The following is a 3,052-nucleotide window of genomic DNA, read 5'->3' as shown; positions in this document are numbered from 1 at the left end:
AGCAACATGACCATGATTTTCGGCGTCCCCCTTGCTGTGCTGTCTGGCCAGCTGCTGATCGGGATTATCAACGGCGCCTTCTACGCTCTGTTAAGCCTTGGCCTCGCGGTTATCTTCGGTCTGCTGAAGATCATCAACTTCGCCCATGGCGCCATGTACATGCTCGGTGCCCTGGTCACCGTGGTTCTGTTTGACCTGCTGGGCGTCAATTACTGGGTCGCGCTCTTCGTCGCTCCCGTACTGGTTGGCGCTTTCGGTATGCTCATCGAATACTTCCTGCTCCGGCGGATTGCCGGCCAGGATCATATCTACAGCCTGCTGCTGACCTTCGGTGTGGCGCTCATCATCCAGGGCGTGCTCACCAACATCTACGGCGTGTCTGGCCTGCGCTACTCCATGCCTGACCTGTTCAAGGGTGGGATCAACCTGGGCTTCATGTTCCTGCCGTACTACCGAGCCTGGGTGATAGTAGCGGCCTTGCTGGTGTGCTTTGGCACCTGGTTTATCATTGAAAAAACCAAGCTGGGTTCCTACCTGCGGGCGGGCACCGAAGACTCCCAGTTGATGCAGGGCTTCGGCATCAACGTGCCCCTGCTGGTTAGCCTTACTTACGGGTTTGGTGTGATGCTGGCGGCCTTTGCCGGTGTGCTGGCTGCGCCCATCTATTCGGTTACTCCGGTGATGGGTTCCAACATCCTGATTGTGGTGTTTGCGGTGGTCGTCATCGGCGGCATGGGCTCGATTGGCGGCGCCATTATTACCGGTATCCTGATGGGCATTATCGAAGGCCTCACCAAAACGTTTTACCCGCCAGCGTCCTCGGCCGTTATCTTCCTGGTGATGGTCCTGGTGCTGATGATCCGACCCACCGGCCTGTTTGGTAAGGAGGCGTAACCATGAGCCAGACATTCAATCCAGCCGGAATACAACAGGCCATTGCCGAACAACAGAAGGCCCAGGATCGCAAGAAAATGATGGTGAACGGCGTACTGCTGTTGCTGCTGATGGCGGCGCCTTTCGTGATGTATCCGGTCTTCCTGATGAAGATCCTCTGCTTTGCCCTGTTCGCGGTGGCCTTCAACCTGCTGTTCGGGTTCACCGGCCTGCTGTCGTTCGGCCACGCGGCGTTTCTGGCCACCGGCGGCTACACCACCGGTTATCTGCTGAGCAACTACTCCGGGCTAACCACAGAGATGGGCATACTGGCGGGCACCGCTGCGGCCACGCTCATGGGCACCGCCTTTGCGTTGCTCTCCATCCGTCGCCAGGGCATCTACTTTGCCATGGTGACCCTGGCGCTGGCACAACTGGTGTTCTTTTTCTTTGTGCAGTCGGAATTCACCGGCGGCGAAGACGGCATGCACGGCATTCCCCGGGGCAAGCTGCTGGGGCTGATCGACCTGGAAGACAACCTGAACATGTACTACTTCGTGCTGGCGGTGTTCATCGGCTGCTATCTGCTGGTGCAGCGAATCGTCAGCAGCCCCTATGGCCAGATCCTCAAGGCCATCAAGCAGAACGAACCCCGGGCGGTGTCGCTGGGTTACAACGTCGACCGCTACAAAATTTTGGCCTTCGTGATTTCCGCGGCACTGGCGGGCCTGGCCGGTTCCATGAAATCGGTGGTATTCCAGCTGGCGTCGCTGAACGATGCCCACTGGCATATGTCCGGTGAAGTCATTCTGATGACCCTGGTAGGCGGCATGGGCACATTGTTGGGGCCGGTAGTGGGTGCTACGTTTGTGGTGAACGTGGAATACCAGCTTGCCCAGGGCCCCTTGCGAGACTGGGTAGATCCAATACTGGGCGGCATTTTCGTGCTCACGGTATTGGCCTTCCGCAGCGGCATTGTTGGCGAAATCCAGAAGTTCATGAGGAAAAACCTCAGCTAAGGGATTGTCCTGACATAGTGTCACCTTTTGTTGCCAGGCACGGCGGCGATCAGGACAATGCCCCGCTCATTGTCCTGCCGCTTGTGCCTGTGGCTAGCCAGTCGTACTCTGCCAGCACCCCGGCCATCGCCTTGTAGCCAAGTGGCCCCGGGTGATAGCCGTCGCTGGCCAGCAGCGACGTATCGGTGAGAGCAGGGTAGCTCTGGTATCGAAAGTCGTCGGGGCACGCCTTGGCAAGCGTTTGATAGACTGCATCCAACTGCCTGGCCCGCCACCCCATGACCTGCCTAAGGGGCGACGGCAGCGCCGTAAACTTGTGCATGGGTGGTACACTCAGCAGAGTTATCGGTGCCGGATAGCGCTCAGCCAAGGTCGCCCGCAGTGCCTTCAGATGTTCTATGAACTTACCCCGAGGCGTAAATCCGGTGGTGTCGTTCACCCCCATACTGAGTAACACCGCATCGGCCTCCGGTAGTTCTTCCTGCGACAGCTTACGCACCAGCCCCTCCATGCGAATGCCATTCACCCCAAAGGTGTGCCAGGCAATGGTCTTTCCGGTGCGCTGGTGAATCTGCAGCGCCAACTGGCTGGCCAGCCCCTCGGTATGCGTTGCAACCCCCACACCCGCCGCCGTGGATTCACCCACTACCAGAAACCTGAATGCGGGAACGCCCTCACCATATTGCCCACCGCAAGAGCCCGAGGCCTCCGGCAAACGCGGCGTATCGCGACGGGTACGTTTGCCCTGATACATCAGAACAGGGAAGAGCAAAGCGGTGGTAAGCCAGAAAGGCGCGTGCATAGCGAAATCTCTGAGTAGTCTGACAGGATTCAGTATCGCAATATCTGGCTTGAAACGGCCAGAGACGGATGAGCATAGAGCGGAGTTATACGAACGCGTTCGCAAAAGCCCGGAAAATCCGGGAGAAATGTTGCTAAGTTTCTGATAGTTTTGGGAACTAGAAGAGGGCAGGATGGAGATATACGCCCGTATTTTGGAGCAGGAGTGGCTCGAACCGGGGCGTATAACTCCAGCGGTATCCGTTATTTTTTTGTTAACTGATTGATATTTATGCGTAAACCTGCTCTTTTTATTGGCTATTTTTCTGGAGTTATACGAATGCGTGTTCTACGAACGCGTTCGTAGAATTAACTGTTAT

3 protein-coding genes are annotated in these 3,052 nt (G+C 57.0%); 2 read left to right on the top strand and 1 reads right to left on the bottom strand.

The features are described from left to right. The first annotated feature begins 6 nt into the window (after positions 1 to 6). Together C7H09_RS14790 and C7H09_RS14785 are read left to right on the top strand one after the other, a co-directional pair. Positions 7 to 894: a branched-chain amino acid ABC transporter permease gene (locus C7H09_RS14790; RefSeq protein WP_106764027.1), complete on the top strand. Its 888-nt coding sequence runs from the start codon at positions 7 to 9 to the stop codon at positions 892 to 894. Between the two features lie 2 nt (positions 895 to 896). Beyond that, positions 897 to 1,892 carry a branched-chain amino acid ABC transporter permease gene (locus C7H09_RS14785; RefSeq protein ID WP_106764025.1) on the top strand — a complete coding sequence of 332 codons (996 nt, stop codon included), beginning with the start codon at positions 897 to 899 and terminating at the stop codon, positions 1,890 to 1,892. A gap of 49 nt (positions 1,893 to 1,941) precedes the next feature. Here C7H09_RS14785 and C7H09_RS14780 read toward each other — a convergent pair whose 3' ends face one another. Continuing rightward, positions 1,942 to 2,694: an SGNH/GDSL hydrolase family protein gene (locus C7H09_RS14780; RefSeq protein ID WP_106764022.1), complete on the bottom strand. Its 753-nt coding sequence runs from the start codon at positions 2,692 to 2,694 to the stop codon at positions 1,942 to 1,944. Positions 2,695 to 3,052 lie beyond the last annotated feature (358 nt).

The organism is Marinobacter fuscus (assembly GCF_003007675.1).
GTDB lineage: Bacteria > Pseudomonadota > Gammaproteobacteria > Pseudomonadales > Oleiphilaceae > Marinobacter > Marinobacter fuscus.
This window is presented reverse-complemented; position numbering and strand designations above follow the sequence as displayed.

What these genes read in the sequence shown, in the direction of transcription:
- C7H09_RS14790 (WP_106764027.1), top strand. Translation starts at nt 7, where the DNA reads ATGACCATGATTTTCGGCGTCCCCCTTGCTGTGCTGTCTGGCCAGCTG.
- C7H09_RS14785 (WP_106764025.1), top strand. Translation starts at nt 897, where the DNA reads ATGAGCCAGACATTCAATCCAGCCGGAATACAACAGGCCATTGCCGAA.
- C7H09_RS14780 (WP_106764022.1), bottom strand. Translation starts at nt 2,694, where the DNA reads ATGCACGCGCCTTTCTGGCTTACCACCGCTTTGCTCTTCCCTGTTCTG.